Origin of the sequence: Paenibacillus sp. Leaf72 (assembly GCF_001422685.1) — a bacterium.
Taxonomy (GTDB): Bacteria; Bacillota; Bacilli; order Paenibacillales; family Paenibacillaceae; genus Pristimantibacillus.
This window is the reverse complement of sequence record NZ_LMLV01000031.1, coordinates 61,331-79,127: the sequence shown is the minus strand read 5'-3', so window position 1 is coordinate 79,127 and position 17,797 is coordinate 61,331. Positions and strand designations below refer to the sequence as shown.

The following is a 17,797-nucleotide window of genomic DNA, read 5'->3' as shown; positions in this document are numbered from 1 at the left end:
GATACGTAACGCTATGAAAATTTTAAAACAAAAAAGCCGCCATTTAGGCGGCATCAGGCTGTCGAGAAGGTCTCGACAGCCATCTTTATAAGCATTCAGTTTAACGCATCACCGCGTTTCTGTGGTATCGATTTTTCCTTTATTGTCTAAAAGGTTCGGCATATGTATTCACAAGATAATGGGCGTCCAGCCATTGATCCGCTTATTCTTTTCAAGATCATCTTTCTGGGCTATTTCTTCAGGTGTCAGCTTTATGGAAAGAGCAGCTGCAGCATCCTCAATATGCGATATTTTTGTAGCACCAACAATAGGTGAGGTTACAGGTTCTTTCTGAAGAGTTTCAGGCTTTTATCAATCTCGCTCATAATGGCCTTTCGAGAAAGTCCGGCACCGTTTGGACCTGCGTGCGCCCATTCAACTTAGTAGCCGGCACGATTTCATCCCGATTTGCATATTCCTTTAAAGCAGGTCCAATAACCGCCTCACTTGATCCGGCTGAATATACATTAGCTGTATCAAAAAAATTGATACCAAGCTCTAGTGCTTTTTTAATAACGGGACGACTGTCTGCTTCATTAATAATCCATTGATGCCCTCCTTGCACGGCTACTCCGAAGCCCATACAGCCCAGACAAATTCGGGATACTTCCAAGCCCGTATTTTCGAGTTTCACATATTCCATTTGATTGTTCCTCCATTTATTCATTATTTTTCAACAAACGTTTTACAAATAAAGTGAACAGCAGCAAGGAAATTGCAACGGACAAAGCGCTGACCGTGAATAACGCCTGATAGCTCATGTACTGGGAAACCCAGCCTAGCACGATCGCACCGAGCCCGATGCCAAGATCATTAGCGGTCGATATCGAGGCGTTGGCAACTCCGATTCGCTCTGGATGGGCCAGACGTATCGTTGCCGCTTGAAGGGCCGGCTGCGCGGAGCCAAACCCGATGCCATATAAAATCGCCGCAACAAGCACACCGACTAAGCCGGTCGACATGCTGAGCACAATCAAGGCGCCAATCGTAATGACAAGGGCTGGTACGATAACAGAAATCTCTCCGTATCGATCCGAAAGTTTTCCCGAAATGGGACGACTGAGTGCCAGTGATGCAGCAAAGGCCAGAAAGAATGCGCCGGAATTGACCTGAATCGACTTAGCGAACAGCGGAACAAATGTTGTAATGCCCCCATACGCGATAAACAGAAAAAAGACGGATGCCGCAATCGGCAAAACCGATTTTTCGAACAATTCTATTTTTCTTACGCCCGTTTTGGGCTGGAAGGGCATTTTTGCTCCTAACGTCAGGAGCAGCGCTATCGCAGAGAGGACGACGGCGATTAAAAACAAAGCGCTGTACGACTGGTTCTCTGTCACCCAGAGCCCGAACATCGGACCGACTGCCATAGCCAAGGTCATGGATGTGCTGAACCATCCCATTCCTTCGCCGCGGCGGCCCGCTGGAATCATGTCTGTAATCGCTGTCATTGAGGCGGTTGTAGAAACGGCCCAGCTCATACCATGCAAAATTCTGAGCCCCATCAGCACAACAATTCCTCCAACCCAGTTATACATATACATTGCCAGGATGAACAGAATAAGCCCCCAAATGAGAAACGGGCGCCTGCCGAATCGGTCCAGCATCCCGCCGACGATGGGGCGAAAAATAACGGCGGACAGCATAAACGCGCCCATCGCCAGCCCGACCTGCGATTCGCTGCCTCCCATCTGTGTGATGAATAGCGGCATCGTCGGATACAGCATATAAAAGGCATTAAACAAAAATAGGTTTCCTATCGTCATGAGCGTAAACGATTTCGTCCATAGACGTTCCATTGTTCTTTCCCCCCGTTTTTTACGTATAATCCCCGATGCGTTTTTCGGACATCAAAAACATTGAATTTCTACTATTCCTTGATTCATTAATGTACTCACGTCTATAATTATAAACAGACACCGAACATCTGCAATTGCTAAATGAGCTGGATTTGTTAAGTAATGAACAGTTGCATCATCATTGTCAATTATTAAAGAAAGATTGGTGATTCCCAGTTGGCTAAAGTGGATCGGAGAATACTCAAAACCCAGGAAGCGTTAAAAAAAGCGGTTATTGATTTGATGTCGGAGAAAAATTTTGATGATATTACGATCCAGGATCTTTCCGATAGGGCGAATGTGAGCCGCGGAACGATCTATCTTCATTATTTGGATAAATTTGATCTGCTGGACAAGCTTATCGAAGAACACATCAACGTCTTAAGAGAAATGTGTAAATCCGCAGCCGAATTGGAATTTACCGAAGCCACTTTGATGTGGACGGAATACTTTGAGCTTCATTATTCCTTTTTTTCCATGATGCTGGCGAGTAAAGGCGCCCCCTACTTTCGCGGCCGGTTTCTCGACTTGTTTATCGAAGAATTAACGAATGAGGTTGAGGTAACCAAAGGGAAGAATGAGAAGTTAAATGAAGATCTTCTAGTCAGGTTTATTGCCTCTGCTTACGTAGGGGTTGTGGAATGGTGGTTTACGAATGACAAGCCTGTCCCCCATCATGTCTTGGCAGAGCAACTGGGGACGTTGCTTGAGCGAAATGTGTAAGAAAAGGCCCCCATTATGCTGAGGGCCGGAGGCATCCCTTTTTACAGGCAGGCGCAGCTTCAACAAAAGTCCTCGCGTTAGCTGCATGCCTGCACTTCTTATCTAGAGTGCTGTTTGGTCGGACGATACATGTACATTCTCAGTAAAATAGCTAACAAACTAAATACCAAAAATATAATTCCTCCTAACACGATGTATCGTGTACCCATCCCTGATAAAAACAATCCTAATACGATGGGGTAAGTCACGACTGTTCTCATTGGATTTTTAGAGAGCAGCCTCCCTCCGATTAAGTTGCCCAGCAAACTGGCCAAGCCATATAAAAATAACGTCAAGCTTAACATTTTCCCCGAAATATGAGTAATGGTTTCAAGGTACTCTGCAATGTAACTGCTAACACTAGCCCCTGCTGAGCCTAAAAGTACAACAGCAGCAATAGCTAGCCAAATAATCGGTTTTTTTAATACTCTTAACTGGGCTCCGTATGAAAGTTTTTCCGTAACATGCATAGATGGTATAAATAGCCATGTTGCGATGAAGGCCACAGCATTTACGACAGCAAAAAAGACCATCGCCATTTCTATGGAAGTTTCATTAGCTATAAAATTTGTGATGGGCACACCAAGTACCATTCCTGCGGTCACGCCAAGCATCACTTTAGAAATAGCTTTTGGAGCCTCTTCCTTGCTTACGGAGCTAGCAGCTGCTGTCAAAGACAAGGAACAATAAATGGGATGGAAAAAGCCTGGAATAATACGGGCGATTAGTGCAACGGTGAAGGTTGGCGCAAATAGGGATACTATATTACAAACAACAAAAATCCCGAGGACCAGCAGCATGACTTTCTTGCGATTTATACCGGAAAATAATAATGGCATTGTGGGACCTGCGATTGAAACGGCTAGGGAAGAATACTGTGCGAAGCGGAGGTTGAATCAGCTTCCAAAGATGGGGCATGAGCTGGTTCGAATATTTTGAATGTCATTATTTGTTTTTTCAGCCATGTTGGCAAGCAAAGGAGCTCCCTTCTTTCGCAGCCGCTTCCTAGAATTTGTCATAGAGGATATTAAGCGCAGCTGGGAAATGACGGAGGGGAAAAATCGTGAAATCAATGAAGATGTAACGGTACAATTTTTTGCACCAGCTTACGTAGGAATTGTGGAATGGTGGTTTCTAAATGGAATGCCCTATCCCCCACGTGTCATGGAAGAGCAAGTAGAAAAGCTGCTGGATATGAATCTTTCATAGTTCGATTTGCCGCAGGCAGACACCCGTAATGCCTATCTTAAACGCAATAATCCCCCAGACAAAGGCTGGGGGATTATTGCTATGAATGAAAATTAAACGATGAACTATTCATACTTTCCTATCCTTGTTCTCCTTTTGAGAAAGCTTCTTTCAGTTTGTCACTCATCAGGTGCCAGGCATCTTCTGCGACGGCTAGATCACCATAATGGGTAAATCCGTGCGCTGCTCCCTCATATTGTTTATGCAGCACCTTCACACCCTTTTGTTTCAACTTTTCAGCATAGGCGCTGCCTTCTTCAGCCAACGAATCTTTCCCAGCGGTAATAACCAATGCTTCGGGCAGTCCTTGAAGGGCTTCCGCATAAACAGGCGAAGCTAGCGGACTATGGGCATCGTCTGCGGAAGCCAAATACATGGAGTTAAACATTTTTGCCATTTCCGCTGGGATCGCTTCCTCAAAGCTTGGTTTTAAAGCAGGATCCATTGCCAAATCCAATGGCGCATAATCAATAATTTGCAATACAATCGGAAGCTCGCTCCCACTCTGTTGATTTAACAAGCATACAGCGGCAGCCAGATTGCCACCTGCACTGTGTCCTCCGATCGCCATGAGCGCTGAGTTGATTGAAAATGACTCTGGATGCTCGTGAACCCACTTCGCAACGTCATAACATTCATGAACGGCAGTCGGGAACCTATGTTCAGGAGCGAGCCGATAATCGACATTAATGACGACACAGCCAGCCCGATGGGCAATCAATCGACACCAAGGATCATCCATTTCTGCCTTTCCCAAAATAAAGCCGCCCCCGTGCATATTGATGTATACAGGTAGAGAATCAGACAAAGCAGATTCCGGTGTATACACTAGGACACGGGTATCCCCAGCTCTGGTAGGGATGATGCCCTCTTGCCTTTGTACAGCAAAGCTTGCGCTTGGCTGGAGCGCAGCTCCCGTACCCACCACATTTTCGCGAAATCTTCGCACCATTTCCAGTTGTTGCTTATGATCCATTTGCTGTCCATCCATTGTTAAACACTCCATTCTATTATTTAAAATTTTATTTAGAGCTTTTCTCAATCAGGTCCTGCAGCCGAATGCTGGAGTTGTTAATATTGCCGATAAAATTGTAGATGACATCGATATTTTTCTCCTGCTCTTGTGTCGTGGTCAGTACCCCTTCGGTTGCTGCTGCATGCTTTTGAGAAATACCCGAGATATGATCAACCTGCGTCCGCACTTGAGAAAAGATTACACTCATTTGATCCGTCATGTCCAATTCCTGGGCTATGTATTGATCCATCTGTTGAAAAGTAGACCTGATGCTGTCAAAGCTTTCAAGCACTTGCTCGGTGAGCGCCTCCCCTTCTTTAGCTGCCACGCTGCCGTTGCTAGCCTTTTCAACCACAAGCTGCGTTTTGCTTTTAATATTATGAATAATCGTGTTGATTTGTGTAACCGAATTTAAGCATTCCTGAGCCAGCTTCTGAACTTCATTCGCCACGACCGCAAATCCCGCTCCCGCGTCCCCCGCCCTGGCGGCTTCAATATTAGCATTTAAAGCGAGAATGCTGGTCTGATCGGAAATTTGCTTAATGGCTAACAGGAAAGTGTTCACTTCATCCACGCTTTTGTTTAATTCCTGAACGGTAGTTAATGAATCCGATACGGCCGAGTTGATGATATTCATTTGTTTGCCCATTTGAACGATTCGCGCCGAGCTTTGGCGAACGGCCCTTCCGTTGCTGCCTGAGAGGTCGGCGAGATTGTGGGACAGCTGATTGATTTCCGACATCTTCCCATCCGCATGGTTCATCATTTCGCTTATATGAGCCATGCTTTCAGACTGATCTCGAATTCCCGCCGTCACTTCCTGTATGCTGGACGTTATCGTATTGCTCATCTTCTTTAATACGCCAATATCGTGATTACAGTTGGCAATATCGGCATTTAACGAGGAAGTGTTCTCGTGAACGACACCGACCATATTATCCCGCTCGTCCAACAGCTCCCGGGCTTCAGCTTCTTTATGCCGGCTTACATGAATGAGATCGTTTCCGCGTTTACAGACAAAATATAACGCTACAATCGTCAGTTCGATGAAACCGATCGTCATATAAAAGGTTGTATCGAATTGCTCGTGTTTGGAGTAATAAATGACAATATAGGATATATTGTACAAGCCTCCGAATCCGAATAGCAGCACTCTATTCAAATAAAGCGAAACGACACAAAGCACAACCATAATGAGCATGCCCGCACCAGCCGATTCGATATAGGCGGTTGTGCAGGTTAATATGGCAATCATCAAAGTAACCATCGTTTGAATCGGGTATTTTTTTCTAGACATTAGTACCGTCGCAACGACCAGCTCCAAAAACAGCGAGAAAACCACTTCAACTTTAACTTGGCCGCTAGCAAGAAAGAAACAGAAGGATAACAAAGCAAGCCATAAAATGCAGGCGATAATTGGGTTGACCTTTTCAGTGTTGCTTCTCAAAAAGCTGTTTTTCATTTGTCTTCTTCCCCCGGTTGATAGTGTCTGATAATTTTTATAATGATTAAACAAATGTTAAGCACAATCAAACCAATTACATAGATGGGTCCACACCCTCTTCCTCTGTCAAAGACTCCTTCTTCTTTTTGTACAGCATATAAATGCCTATGAGAAAAAACAAAGCACTGCATGCCATCCCAAACAAAGCGCTGACGCTTATGGCATAAGGTGAAGCTTGCATCGTAAGCAAAGTCGTTTGAGTGACAACAATGGATACCATTGCATCAATAAAATTAAACATCTTCAGCGTCGAAATAATGGGATTTTTGAGTTGCCGGTAAACGATATTCCCATAGATGGCTACTGCCAGCTTCGTAAAGGCGATGGTCGCTACCAGATAAACAATAAAACCGTCGAAGATAAAGACGTCTCTAGCCAGATACATGCGCAAACAGACCAGCATATAGGAGACACCTAGCAGGCAGAGAAAAAAGCCGCTGCGTTTATACACGCTGAATTCCAAGTCATACTTTTGCTCAGGAGATTCGATCTTTTTGGCCACGGCATACATGTGAAGGGCCTGTCCTTTGGCGGCGCAAAGGATCAAATAATACAAGGCATTCGTAATGAACCAGCCGGAAAGGAGATAAAGGCCAAGGACTAGCTTGCCAATGCCAATAAAAATATTAAGGACAAGTGATGCGGTGTTTACGATGGCAGTTCGATCCTGAGCATTTCTGAGATAATGAGCTAGCATCTCCTAAATTTATAGCCTCCCTTCGGATCGTCATTCCTTTACTTGGCCAGCAAGTTATTTCCTTTCTGGCACACCTCATAAATTTCGTCATATTTTTGATCAATGAACGGAGCAACTTTGTCCGTTTTTTTCTTGCGAATGCTGCTGTAGCCATAATACGGAATGATCCACCCTGTGATACCGATGAGGGCCAAAATAACCGTGAGCGGCAGCATGCCTGCAACATAGGCAAACGCCGAGCCAGCCATGAACCCCGTTCCGGCTACACCGACAACATAAGCAGTTGTAGAAGCAGCCCTCGTTATAGAACGTTCCAGTCTCTCGATATCCTTTACACAGGCTTCAAATTGTCGCTGCAAACGGGTCAGTTCAGCTTTATTGCGAATGTTGCGGTCCCGCTTATACTTCATCGTTACAGCACCGACGCTTTGGATTGGAGTCGCGGTTCCTTCCAGCATCCAGCCAAAATGGGCATAGCCATCTGCATAAAGGGATTCCTTGGCGCGCTTTACCGTTATATCCTTGTATTCATAGCCTACGAAGTTATTTTCATTTTTAATGATCTCGCTCAAAATCTCTATCACTCCTTGCATAATCGCCCTTCATTTGGTGTACCTATCGTATCGAACATTTGTTTATAAGTTGCTTATGAAATGTTTGAGAAATGTTAATACGTTAGGATTGGCATAAAAAAAGCCTGGATTCGAGGTTTTCGAATTCAGGCTGCTTGTTAGCGGTAGTTTCTCATTTTTCAACTTTTGTCACTTTGATAAGGCTGGCACAATCTCTTGAATGTCCTCGTTAAATGAAATGATAGTGCCTACTTTTTTTTCAAAATGATCTGGATCGCCTTTTTTCAATAAAACTAAAGGTTCATCCTTTACACCCAAGCCTATAAACAGCCGCTCCTTGCCGATGGATTCGAGCACGAAGTTTTTGTATAACGCTTCTAATTCATAAAACTTCTCATCCTGCACAAAACATTTGTTGATTCTGATGTTTGGAGCCATTTCGTCGCCGCAGACAGGGCATTTAGGCACAAGCTCATGAGGGATTTTGCAATCCACTGTGTTCTCGACCATATCTCTGATTAGTAATTCATTATTGTAGAGCCGGTCATGGCAGCCGACTGCACATTGCAAGTATCTGTAATTGCCATGAGTTTCAAATACTTTGTCGGGCGAAAAACCTGCAAGCTCAAATTGGCTGTCGAGCGTAGTGGTGAGAACGAAATATTGTTTGTCCTTAACCAAGCGGTATATGTCCTGGTAAAGCTTTGTCGGCCCCGTCTCAAAACGATTAAGGCGAATACGTTTTGCCCAATACCCCCATCTGTCCTCCTGTGTAGGAAACGGGTAAAAACCGGAAGAATACATATCTGTTAAATCGAATTTGCGAATAAATGGGCCGAAATTATCTGTAAATCTTTTTCCGCTGTAGGTTATACCAGCAGCAGCCGAGACGCCCGCTCCGCCGCCTAACAAAATATATTCCGCCCCTTCTATTGCCTCTTTTGCCTTCTCGATACGCAATTGATAATCGTCCATTTTCCCCATCCAATCCTTCTAAGTTCGAAAGCGGTTACAATACTAAAGCTGCTAGGTTAAAACTCGATTGCTTGCTTCCCCCTCTGCTATTCGATATTATCGCATTTGGAGTTAACTCCATGTCAAGAGCTTTTCGGAATGCCTTGACTTCCATATTTCATGGAAAAACAAGCAGTGAAAGGGTTGGCAGAAGATGAAAAGTTGTTTGTCTTTCATTAAAATAAAAAAAGTCGCCCTATTGGCGACTTTCTCTGCACAAACGACTCTACTCTATCTTAATTATCTCCAATCAGCTGCTTCAGCTTCGGAAATACCCGCAGCGCATTGTTATAAAAAACATCCTCCCAGTGAGCCTGTGGAATCAGATGCTTCACAAATCGGATATAAGCATCCAGCTGAACAAGCGGCCAATCGGTACCGAACACAAGCCGATCGTATTTTTCGGCAAACACAATGGCACGTCGGAAATGATCCGTATAGGTTTGCTCCATTAACAACCGTTCCACCTTTGCGGCATCGCCTACTATCCAGCCCGACAGATCTGCGTAGAGATTCGGATTTTTTTCCAGCAATGCGGCTGTTTCCATGACCCAAGGATCACCGAGATGACAAAGCATAAAGGTAAGCTCACGGTGCTTCAAAAAGGTTTCTTCCATCGACAGCGGATGCGAATATTTCAGTAAGCCTTTATCCGAATAAGTCAGTCCTCCATGAATGACGATGGGCAGCTGGTACGCGGAAGCGAGCCTGTACACCGGGTCATAAATTTCATCACCGACATTGTAATGGTAATATCCCGCATACAGCTTAATACCAACGACATGTTTCGAGCGCAACGATTGTTCCAGCGCTTCGAGCTGACCATCCAGATGCAGGGTTAATGGATTAATACCGACACAAGTGAATAGATTGTCAGGAAGCTGGCCGCTTAAATCAAGCAGCATGGGATTAAGGGCTGCCGAATCCGGGAAGGCCCCTTCAACCGTTTCCGTAACGCCCATCCCTACACCAGCGATAACACCAGCGTTTCTGAACTCCTCCAGCAAACCGCTTGCTGTGTAATCAATAGCGGCCAACGTTTGTGCGGTCTCTTTAAAAGCTGCAATATTGGAAAAATGGACATGTGCATCTATAATTTTCATCAAAGTATCCTTTCTTAAGTCAACTGGTCAAAACGAATGTTGAGCAAATCCTGATAAGCTTCCTCTGGGGCAAACAGATCAGAAACGATATAGAACTGGGGCTTGGCGAACTGCTGCTTCCCGTCTTGCAAAAATAGTTTTTCTGTTGCTACGGATGCCGCTACATGGGTATTCATATGAAGCTCGCTTGAATCAAGCTCTGGGTGGGCCATGAAGGTCAGCCGCTGCTTCCGCTCACGGGAACTATACTGGAAAATCCCGTTTGGGCTGCTGGCGCTATACTGAACCCTGCCAGCCTTATAGGTAATATTTTCACCATTGCTATTTTTAACATGCCCCCTGCTATCCTTAATATCGCTGCTGGCCCGATAGAAGGTCGAACTGGAAAGGGGTAGCGGATGCAAAGGCGCACCTGTATTTTGCTCCACCCGAATGACAGTTGCAAGTACAGGTACCCCTGGCAGCATTAAGAAATAGTGATGGAGCACAAGTCCTCTGAATTTTGCATGGTTGCTGATCGTCACACTCATTCGGATACCCGACCAGCTGTTTCCCAAATTATCTGTAATCGCTGCAAAGGCTGTCTCACGCGGCTCTTCCATGAAGCTCGCTGCGGACATGCCAGATACTTCTGCTGCAATGCCGCCGATCCAAGGATTCCACCAAGACTTAGGCCCTGGATGAGGAAAGGAAGAATCGAGCCATTCCACGCCGTGATGCTTTAATGAAAATAGGGCCGGGGCAAAGCTGCTGCTTGCCTGAATTTGCATAACCCCATTGCCCGCAGTAAGTACCTCGCCATATTCCGTCTGTTCCGTTTGTTGTGTTATTAGGTGATCCGATACTGGAAAAACAAGGCGACTTCTTCCTGTCCTATAGGATTCCATGTCGAGACGCATGGTTAGAATATCCGCCTCAAGGCTGGATTTCCAAGCAAGCGGCGTTACGAGTTCGGTGAGCTTCTGTTCGCTGGATATGAGGTGTTTTGCCGTATCTATGCTGTCTAGTGCAGATGAGATCTCAATTTCACCTTCCAAAAAGGCATTTTTCCGCTCCGCAATCCGGATCTCCAGCGATCCTTGCAAAAAAGGATTTCCCTGATTCACAATCGTCTCCAGCTGCTCGGTAGTCTCCAGCTCCTGTGAAGTTCCCCTGTTCAGGGCAAAAGAACGGAAATCACGCCAATTTCTCCACGTTCCTAAAGCAATGCGGATAGGCTCAGTCTGTGCCATACCTCCCGCGGGAATAACGCCCAAAGCATGCTCAATGCCATAATACCAGCCCTCTGATACGATCTCCAATTGTTCAGGCCAGGTAATTCCCCGTGACGATGCCCCGTTATGAGCAAAAATCCAGTTTTCCGTAAACCGATTTTTCTCCCAATAATCGGAATTGGAGGCGTCTGGCCCTTTGCTTAAATCCACATACCGGCCTTCATATGGAATAACGCTGTCTTCAAGGTTGAAGGTAAAACCTTCTTTCAAAAATAGGGGTTCCTCTCGAACTGCTGCCGCCTTGTTCTGTACAACATGATGACGGGTAATTATACCATTGCTGTACAATTTGACGACTAGCGTTAGCAGCAGGTTTGCGGAAGTCAAATCATAATGGGCTTCAAGCACCATAGCTTCGTCATGACGGCAAGTTACTTGAGATACACGATTTTTCTCAAATGCGCTGCTATAAGGCAACCCAAACTTAGGATAATAAAGATTTATGGTGCTATGAGTTCCCTCGTAAATGGAAAGTGTGTTGCTTGATTTGCTTAGGCGAGCGGAGTATTGTCCGTTAAAGATTACCCAATCCTGATCGGTTTCGCCTCCGAAAGCAGCATGTATTCCCGGAAACACAAGACTGACCTCCTGCTGCGATACGAGTAATTCGCCAGTGCCGACCACCTTGTGAATAGCCAGATGATGATGCCAAATGCCATAGGTCAGCAATCGAGCGTCAATGGTAATGGTCCTCCGGCCTTTAGCTGGTACCTTGATACGGACGGAGGGCTGGCTGAAGGAAAGAACCGCATCATCGGCCAGCTCGAAAGCAAACTCAGCCTCTGTCTCGTACTCATTTTCCATCGTCAAATCAAGCGCAATAGGTTTACCCGCATAAATGGGCCCAACTGGTGCTTGAAGCTTTAGCTTCGCTGGAAATTTTGGCTCAATGCCAATTTTGAAGGCAGCTGGCAAACCATTAATAAGCAGCTCGGCTTCAACAACCGGATGGGTCTGAAATAAGTTCTGATCCTCTTGAGTGGCATGGACAAAAAAGCTGCCTTCTATCCGTTCCTGTGACTCAACCACTCTGGATTCATGCAGCTCAAAGCTAATGGCAGCATTGCCGACGCTCTTGATTTCCAAAGCTAGAGCCTTCCCGCTTTTATTGACGGCTTCATATACGATCGGATAGCTAGCACCAAAAGGCAGTTTATGGTGATCAGGAATCGTTGCCTTAATGAGGTAGTCATTCGTTTCAATTAGTCTTAATCCGCGTCCTGTCCGCTCATATTCCATCCTCAGATGTAAATTGCCTTTTCTCCACTCATAAGTAAAATAATCAAAACCTTGTTCCTGACGTCCATCGGGACTGACCGCAATTTCGCGTATGCTATCCGTGTACCAGTTGATTTCTTCAAAATAAGCCTGTACAGCACCGGTCTGCAATACGGATGGAATCAAGTTCATTAGATGTGTGGTGTCATCCCGTTTCTCCCAGAAAAACCCGCTCTTCTTATAGGCAGGGACAGCTTTCGTATTGCCTGGCCATGTATAGAGGTCGAGTCTAGGCCAGCCAAGCTTCAAGGTTTCCTCAATCGCGCGCAAAATAAGTCGCTTGCCGACTTTGTGTCCATGATAATCGGGCCGGACATTTAGTAAAGGGATGTACAGGGCACCAGCATCTTCCTTGTAATGGGAGAAGCTGCAATATCCCACAACCTCCCCACCAGCTATCGCCAAAAATACATGAAGAAAGGTACTGTTATGATGTTCTTTAAGAATGCTTTCCTCCGTCTGGAGCGAGTTGTCTCCACCCCAACTCTCATTGCTTGTATTCCACATTGCGGCGATGGAGGCTGCATATCGGGGTTCATATTCGATGATAGTCATTTCTTGATTTCTATTCATAAGAGCACTCACCTCCTAAATTCGTTACACATGGCTGAAACAAATTTCGACATTATACTGACTGAACGTTCAGTATATATTGTACCATGTGCGTTTTTTCTGGTCAATTTTGCTAAATCTCTTCATCCCTGCAACGAACAAAACCGGTCTCCAAAGGATGGAAACCGGTTATCGACCTGAAAATGAAGACACTAATCCTGTCAACATTCGCTCACATATTAGCAAGCACTATTTCATCATATCAGCAATAAGTACCTTTTGCCCAAGTCGTGCACTCTCCAGCGATGCAAGCACCATGGCCATGCTGTAAATATTGTCGCTGCTGTCGGTTTCCGGCTTGCGCCCTTCATCAAGCGCTGCGAACATTTCGTCCAGACAGCCTTCGTGGAACTCATTATTCATCTGCACAAGTCCGCCATCTACACGCACATAATCGCGAATGAATTTGTCCGATTGATCGCCTGGAGCAACAACCTCGGCATAAGGTTCACCGATTCCATCCCAAATGGCTGTCCCATATTCTCCTGTAATACGCCACTGGGCTTCCCATGAGGTAATAGACCCTTCCGCACACCATGAGCCGCGATAATTAAAAACCGAGCCGTCGGACATTTCAAAAATACAGAGTGCTGCCGCATTCCCTTCATACCAGGAGCCCGGAGGATTAAATTCGTGGCAGTAGACCGATACCGGATTCGCTCCCGATAAATACCGTGCCTGGTCGAACGTATGAATCGCCATATCGAGCAGCAGCGGACTGCTCATCGCATCACGGAATCCGCCAAAGTGTGCGCCAATAAAAAAATCCGCACCGATAAAGCCGGTTCGCCCGATATGGCCCTCCGACATCAGCTTGCGCAAAGCCCGAATGCGCCCATCGTAACGGCGATTTTGCATAACGGCATGCGTACGGCCCGTACGCTGTGCCAGCTTCACAATAGACAAGCATTCTTCCATCGTTTCTGCCAAAGGCTTCTCGCCAAATACGTGACAGCCCTGCTCCAGCGCTGTAGTGCCGATCGAATAGTGGCTGGACGGGATGGTAATATCAAAAACAAGGTTCGCCCCCGTCTCCGCAAGCGCAGTCTGCAAGCTGGTAAAGGTCGGACAGCTCAATCCTTTACGCTCAGCCATCGCTTGGGCAAATTCCTGTTTTATATCGACCAGTCCGACGATTTCCGTATCCTTCCTGCCTTGTGCATAGTCCACCCATTTGTTAGCCATTCCGCCACAGCCCGCGACGACTACCTGATATTTTGCTGTCATTATGCTATTCCTCCCGCTTCTCTTCAGCTAGTATTTATACGCTTGGATTTGGAATAAAATCGCCACCGCGGCAGCGCTTCAAATAATTTAATGCGTGAACCTGACCCGTCATTTCCAGCTCGTCCTTGTACACAGGATCATGCCAGCCCTCGATGTCAATCGTGCCTTTATAGCCATTTTGACGCAAAATCGTTATAATATCGCTCCAGTTGCTGTCACCAAACCCCGGCGTCCGGTGCCACACAAATGGCTGAGGACCATGCACACCGTGCTCCTTCACAATATCCCAAGCGATTGTTGCATCTTTGCCATGAACATGGAATACTTTTCTTGCCCATTTGCGGAGCTGCGGGATCGGATCAATCAGGCTAACCATCTGGTGGCAAGGCTCCCACTCCAGGCCAATATTATCCTCTGGCACCGCGTTGAACATAAGCTCCCACGCTGCCGGGTTATGCGCGATATTCCAGTCTCCCTGCTTCCACGTGCCCCCCATATCGCAGTTTTCGAACGCGATCCGCACGCCTTTGTCCGCCGCACGCCTCGTTAGCTCCCCGAATACTTCCTTAAAACGCGGGATGGATTCATCAATCGGCTGATCCGTCAATCGGCCAGTAAATCCAGATACAATATTAGCGCCAAAAAGTGATGCATGGTCGATTAAGCGCTCCCAACTGGCTAAAGTATCCGCATTGTCGCCCGCTCCCGTAAGCGGATTGCCAAATACGCTAAGCGCCGACACCACAAACCCATGCTCATCGGATAGAGCGCTTACACGTTTGGCCAACTCCGGCAAATCGGTTTGGCCCGTCGTTTGCCAGAACGTTAAATTAAAAGATTCAAAACCATGTCCCACGATTTGCGGTATAATCCTATCGGCATTCCCGCCGCCTACCAACGTACCTATTCGCATTTGTTCACTCATCCTTGAATATCACTCCAATATTGGCTTATAGTATGCTTAGCACCTTCATTATAACGAGAGAATTACGAGATGACTCTACACAATCTTGAGCAAAAGTAGTCTAATCTTGTGGTGGTGAATTTACTATGACATATCCTAAAGAGCTGTGGGAAAATACGCGACTAGAGCATAAGGGGTATCCCATTCAATTATTTCATAACCAGGTGCTTGGAATTAAACCTGGTGACAGCATGCTGTATTTGCACTGGCATGAGCATTTCGAGATTATTCTGATGAGAGAAGGCCATGCGCTGCTGCATATCGACAGCAGACCTTATGAGATATCGCCGGAAGAGCTAGTCGTTATTCCTGGAGGCGGCCTGCATGTTGGCTATGCGCTGAGTGAAGGCGATATTCGTTACGATTGTATCGTCTTTAATGCCTCATTGTTCAATGAATGGGTTCATGATCCCGTGCATGCGCAGCTTGTTGCCCCTTACCTGGAGGGGACGCTAAGATTTCCCGTCAAACCGCTGGAGCATGAGCAGCATGCCGAAACTATCATAAAGCTTCTGGATGAACTAGTGGGAGAGTTTGACGGTAAGCAGTCAGGCTATCAACTGCTCGTCAAAGCAAAGCTGTATAGCGCGCTAACGCTGCTTGCCCGCCGTTACGACAGCCAGCCGCCAAGCAATGGCAGAGGCCCAGCCGCCTCTCACCTCGCTAACCGTGACCGCTTCAAGCAGCTGATCAAACGGTTGGAATCCGATTTTCAAACCAAAATAACGGTAGAAGCAGCGGCACGGCAGGTTAATCTGAATCCATTCCATTTCTGCAAACAGTTCAAAAAGCTGACTGGACGCACCTTCGTCGAGTATGTCAACGTTTGCCGCGTCAACGAGGCGCAGAGGCTGCTGCTGCAAACGACATCCACCATTGCTGAAATTGCAGCAGCGGTAGGCTGCGACAATCCGAATTATTTTACAAAGCTGTACAAGCAATACAAGGGTATAACCCCGTCGGAAGCACGCAAACGGCCATTATAGCGCAGCACGGCGGTTCCATAATCTGATTTATAAGTGGACTCCGCCGTGTTCGGTTTACAAATTGTGCTAAATTATGTAATGTATATATTGTGAACCTTGCATTATTTTGTTGATTAGTCGCCCTTGAGCATTCGTTTTTATCATCACTTTTGTAATGCCCATTCATTTATCAAAGGAGATGGCAAAGTTGAGTGAACGTTACTTAATTAAAAACGGCTTCGTGTTAACGATGGACAAGTCTTTAGGAGATTTCAAGAAAGCGGATATTCTAATAGAAGATTCGCTCATTGTAGCAATAAAAGAAGAGCTCGATGCAATAGATTGCGAAATTGTCGATGCAACGGATATGATCGTCATGCCCGGCTTCGTCGATACCCATCGTCATGTTTGGGAATCTTTAGTCCGAACCATAGGTACGGATTGGTCGCTGCCTACCTATTTGCAAAATATTTATTACGGAGGGCTTGGCAGCAAATTGCGGCCAGTCGATAGTTATGCGGCTAATTTGCTGGGAGCGTTGGATGCGCTGAATGCCGGTGTAACTACCCTTTTGGATTGGTCGATGATTTATTCCCCTGAGCATGCAGACGGGTTCGTTCAAGGTTTGCAAAATGCCGGAATCCGCGCCGTATTCGCATATGGAGCATCCGGCGAAACCGAATATTGGGACCGTGCTAGCCAAAAAATCGTTTCAGATGACGTGTACCGTATCAAAAAACAGCATTTTTCTTCCGACAATCAATTATTAACGATGGGATTAGCGATTAGAGGACCAGAATTCAGCCACTGGGATGCAACGGTTCAGGAAATAAGGCTTGCAAGAGAACTGGATGCGATCTGTTCCATGCATGTCGGTTTTGGCAGCTGGGGTCCAGATGACCGCTCCATTGAAAAGCTATATAAGGCTGGCCTCCTTGGTCCCGATTTGAATATGGTGCATGCGAATACAATGGGTTATGACGAGTACAAAATGCTTGCAGATTCAGGAGCGTCGATATCGATTACGCCTGAGGTGGAAATGATGATGGGGCATGGGTATCCAGCCACTGGGGTGTTTATGGAGAATGGCGGAACACCTACCCTCGGTGTAGATGTCGTGACTTCAACCAGCGGGGACATGTTTGCGCAAATGAAATTTATGCTGCAGGCGGAGCGGGCAAGAACCAATCAGAATATTTTAGCATCCAAAAACATGCCGGGCGAGTTGAGTTTAAAGGCACAGCAAGTATTAAATTTTGCAACGATTGCTGGAGCTAAAGCTTTGAAATTAGACCATAAAATCGGCAGCTTAACGCCTGGAAAAGAAGCCGATCTCATTATGGTTCGAATGACAGATTTGAATATGTTTCCCGCTTCCGATCCCGTTGGAGCTGTCGTACAATTTGCGAATCCCTCAAACGTTGATTCCGTATTTGTGTCCGGACGTCCAGTAAAACGCCACGGACAGCTGCTTCACGTCGATTTAAACCATGTGCGTAAAATCGCGGGTGAAAGTAAACAATATTTGTTTTCTGCTCTTGCAGATACCGCAAGTGGGGCCGTTTAAAGCAGCTAGATGGCTTGAGAACTTTGCGCGATCCTTCCCATAAGCTTGGAAAAGGCAGCCGTTCCTTAGGGGATGGCTGCTTTCAATTCGATGACAGCCTTAGAAAGGTTCTCACAAT

The 17,797-nt window shown here is 46.1% G+C and carries 14 protein-coding genes and 2 pseudogenes; 4 read left to right on the top strand and 12 right to left on the bottom strand.

Going from position 1 to position 17,797, the window contains the following annotated elements:
- Positions 1-338: 338 nt before the first annotated feature.
- Positions 339-682: pseudogene (locus ASF12_RS23755) on the bottom strand (aldo/keto reductase); the annotation flags it as partial.
- Between the two features lie 16 nt (positions 683-698).
- Positions 699-1,838, bottom strand: a complete 1,140-nt coding sequence (locus tag ASF12_RS23750; protein ID WP_056040249.1) for an MFS transporter — start codon at positions 1,836-1,838, stop codon at positions 699-701.
- 216 nt (positions 1,839-2,054) lie between these two features.
- Here ASF12_RS23750 and ASF12_RS23745 point away from each other — a divergent pair, with 216 nt between their 5' ends.
- On the top strand, positions 2,055-2,600 hold the full coding sequence (locus ASF12_RS23745) for a TetR/AcrR family transcriptional regulator (RefSeq protein WP_056040247.1): 546 nt from the start codon (positions 2,055-2,057) through the stop codon (positions 2,598-2,600).
- A gap of 98 nt (positions 2,601-2,698) precedes the next feature.
- On the opposite strand, the pseudogene ASF12_RS23740 reads toward ASF12_RS23745, so the two are convergent.
- Positions 2,699-3,496, bottom strand: a pseudogene (locus ASF12_RS23740) (MFS transporter); the annotation flags it as partial.
- Between the two features lie 82 nt (positions 3,497-3,578).
- Between ASF12_RS23740 and ASF12_RS23730 the strand changes: the two are divergent.
- Complete coding sequence (locus tag ASF12_RS23730; RefSeq protein ID WP_056040242.1) at positions 3,579-3,848, top strand: TetR-like C-terminal domain-containing protein; 270 nt, start codon at positions 3,579-3,581, stop codon at positions 3,846-3,848.
- A gap of 118 nt (positions 3,849-3,966) precedes the next feature.
- On the opposite strand, the gene ASF12_RS23725 is transcribed toward ASF12_RS23730, so the two are convergent.
- From ASF12_RS23725 to ASF12_RS23685, 9 genes are all read right to left on the bottom strand, one after another.
- Positions 3,967-4,863 carry an alpha/beta hydrolase gene (locus ASF12_RS23725; RefSeq protein WP_056040817.1) on the bottom strand — a complete coding sequence of 299 codons (897 nt, stop codon included), beginning with the start codon at positions 4,861-4,863 and terminating at the stop codon, positions 3,967-3,969.
- Positions 4,864-4,909: 46 nt separating this feature from the next.
- On the bottom strand, positions 4,910-6,364 hold the full coding sequence (locus tag ASF12_RS23720; protein ID WP_056040240.1) for a methyl-accepting chemotaxis protein: 1,455 nt from the start codon (positions 6,362-6,364) through the stop codon (positions 4,910-4,912).
- A gap of 76 nt (positions 6,365-6,440) precedes the next feature.
- Entirely contained in the window at positions 6,441-7,103 is a 663-nt protein-coding gene (locus ASF12_RS23715; RefSeq protein WP_056040238.1) for a hypothetical protein, read from the bottom strand.
- A gap of 38 nt (positions 7,104-7,141) precedes the next feature.
- Entirely contained in the window at positions 7,142-7,675 is a 534-nt protein-coding gene (locus tag ASF12_RS23710) for a hypothetical protein (RefSeq protein ID WP_056040815.1), read from the bottom strand.
- A gap of 189 nt (positions 7,676-7,864) precedes the next feature.
- Positions 7,865-8,659 (bottom strand): Sir2 family NAD-dependent protein deacetylase, encoded by a 795-nt coding sequence (locus tag ASF12_RS23705; protein WP_056040236.1) that lies wholly within the window; start codon positions 8,657-8,659, stop codon positions 7,865-7,867.
- A 266-nt stretch (positions 8,660-8,925) separates the two neighbouring features.
- Complete coding sequence (locus ASF12_RS23700) at positions 8,926-9,792, bottom strand: amidohydrolase family protein (protein WP_056040234.1); 867 nt, start codon at positions 9,790-9,792, stop codon at positions 8,926-8,928.
- A gap of 14 nt (positions 9,793-9,806) precedes the next feature.
- On the bottom strand, positions 9,807-12,917 hold the full coding sequence (locus tag ASF12_RS23695) for a GNAT family N-acetyltransferase (protein ID WP_056040233.1): 3,111 nt from the start codon (positions 12,915-12,917) through the stop codon (positions 9,807-9,809).
- A gap of 228 nt (positions 12,918-13,145) precedes the next feature.
- Complete coding sequence (locus ASF12_RS23690; protein WP_056040231.1) at positions 13,146-14,183, bottom strand: Gfo/Idh/MocA family protein; 1,038 nt, start codon at positions 14,181-14,183, stop codon at positions 13,146-13,148.
- Between the two features lie 34 nt (positions 14,184-14,217).
- Entirely contained in the window at positions 14,218-15,108 is an 891-nt protein-coding gene (locus ASF12_RS23685; RefSeq protein WP_056040229.1) for a sugar phosphate isomerase/epimerase family protein, read from the bottom strand.
- 125 nt (positions 15,109-15,233) lie between these two features.
- Here ASF12_RS23685 and ASF12_RS23680 point away from each other — a divergent pair, with 125 nt between their 5' ends.
- Together ASF12_RS23680 and ASF12_RS23675 are read left to right on the top strand one after the other, a co-directional pair.
- Positions 15,234-16,133 (top strand): helix-turn-helix transcriptional regulator, encoded by a 900-nt coding sequence (locus ASF12_RS23680; RefSeq protein ID WP_056040227.1) that lies wholly within the window; start codon positions 15,234-15,236, stop codon positions 16,131-16,133.
- 187 nt (positions 16,134-16,320) lie between these two features.
- Positions 16,321-17,679 (top strand): amidohydrolase family protein, encoded by a 1,359-nt coding sequence (locus tag ASF12_RS23675; protein WP_155973411.1) that lies wholly within the window; start codon positions 16,321-16,323, stop codon positions 17,677-17,679.
- Positions 17,680-17,797 lie beyond the last annotated feature (118 nt).

Excerpts from the sequence above, each read along its gene's own strand:
- ASF12_RS23715 (WP_056040238.1), bottom strand. The coding sequence starts at position 7,103 with ATGCTAGCTCATTATCTCAGAAATGCTCAGGATCGAACTGCCATCGTA.
- ASF12_RS23730 (WP_056040242.1), top strand. The coding sequence starts at position 3,579 with ATGTCATTATTTGTTTTTTCAGCCATGTTGGCAAGCAAAGGAGCTCCC.
- ASF12_RS23695 (WP_056040233.1), bottom strand. The coding sequence starts at position 12,917 with ATGAATAGAAATCAAGAAATGACTATCATCGAATATGAACCCCGATAT.
- ASF12_RS23690 (WP_056040231.1), bottom strand. The coding sequence starts at position 14,183 with ATGACAGCAAAATATCAGGTAGTCGTCGCGGGCTGTGGCGGAATGGCT.
- ASF12_RS23700 (WP_056040234.1), bottom strand. The coding sequence starts at position 9,792 with ATGAAAATTATAGATGCACATGTCCATTTTTCCAATATTGCAGCTTTT.
- ASF12_RS23685 (WP_056040229.1), bottom strand. The coding sequence starts at position 15,108 with ATGAGTGAACAAATGCGAATAGGTACGTTGGTAGGCGGCGGGAATGCC.
- ASF12_RS23720 (WP_056040240.1), bottom strand. The coding sequence starts at position 6,364 with ATGAAAAACAGCTTTTTGAGAAGCAACACTGAAAAGGTCAACCCAATT.
- ASF12_RS23725 (WP_056040817.1), bottom strand. The coding sequence starts at position 4,863 with ATGGATCATAAGCAACAACTGGAAATGGTGCGAAGATTTCGCGAAAAT.
- ASF12_RS23750 (WP_056040249.1), bottom strand. The coding sequence starts at position 1,838 with ATGGAACGTCTATGGACGAAATCGTTTACGCTCATGACGATAGGAAAC.
- ASF12_RS23705 (WP_056040236.1), bottom strand. The coding sequence starts at position 8,659 with ATGGGGAAAATGGACGATTATCAATTGCGTATCGAGAAGGCAAAAGAG.
- ASF12_RS23680 (WP_056040227.1), top strand. The coding sequence starts at position 15,234 with ATGACATATCCTAAAGAGCTGTGGGAAAATACGCGACTAGAGCATAAG.